The 1,078-nt window shown below is 27.6% G+C and carries 1 protein-coding gene; it reads right to left on the reverse strand.

Going from position 1 to position 1,078, the window contains the following annotated elements; translation table 11 throughout:
• Positions 1 to 635: 635 nt before the first annotated feature.
• Positions 636 to 1,078, reverse strand: a 443-nt coding sequence (locus KM800_RS15080; RefSeq protein ID WP_254906590.1) for a glycosyl hydrolase family 18 protein, incomplete at its 5' end; no start/stop codon positions are given.

A 1,078-nucleotide genomic window follows, 5' to 3' on the forward strand; every position in this document is an offset into this window, starting at 1 on the left:
CAGTTTGGTAATTACCATTACTTATATATATCTTAAAATATTATTCTTATTTTCTCTAGGACTTTTCCTAAGACACGTATTATTATATGTGGAAATATATGTTAATGCAAGTTCTGGTATGTTAATAAACTGTTAATCATCTATTAAGTATGAATTTAGATTAGCTCCGTATTTTACTAATTTAAAGTATATCTTTTCTATTAAGTAGTATTATAAATCTTTCTTACAAAAAATATATACTTACTCATAATTACAGTATATTACTATAAGAAAATCACACCATATTATTATAATACCTCTTCTTCCTTTTTCCTGTGATTTCCAGTATAATAATTCAAATCTTGCACACTATAATAGTATAAGATTATCAATATATTATTTTATTAATATTTGATGTTTACATAAATTAAAATATTATGCTCAAATATATTGATAAATTCTTTTATTCTGGGGATTTTAAATCCCCAGTTCTTAAGTTTTTGATTGTTCTCCTATATTAATAAAAAATTATTTTTCGTGTCAATATTTATTATACTAGGGATTTTATCCCTAGCTTTTGTTTTTAAGAAAAACTTACAGTATAAATAGCACTTAAGGGATGAACATTCATCCTTTCAAATTAAAAAATTTTACATTTATACATCTGGTATAACCTTTTCTATAAAAAACATATTATCTAATACTTGCCAATTTTGAGGAAAAGGCTGACCTAATGCCCAATAACTAACTCCTCTTAGTCCATATTCACTTGATAGTTTGTACTTTTCAAAAACACTTCTGGCATCTTCAAACCATACTACGTGTTCTCTTCTCTGTTCATCTATATAATTATAATAAGGCGATTGAGAAACTTTATCATATTTTATTTCTGCTCCATATCTTCTAGCTCTATCTATAGCCTCCTGATTTCCTATAGCTTCTGCGAACTCTCCTCCTGGTGTATACGGTAATGTCCAATCATATCCATAAAGTGGCATTCCCATAAATATCTTGTTTGCAGGTATTACACTTGCTGCATAATTTATAACTTTTCTTACTTCATTAATTGGTGCTACGGCCATTGGTGGACCTCCTGACC

This window comes from Clostridium tyrobutyricum, assembly GCF_019144085.1.
GTDB lineage: Bacteria > Bacillota > Clostridia > Clostridiales > Clostridiaceae > Clostridium_B > Clostridium_B tyrobutyricum_A.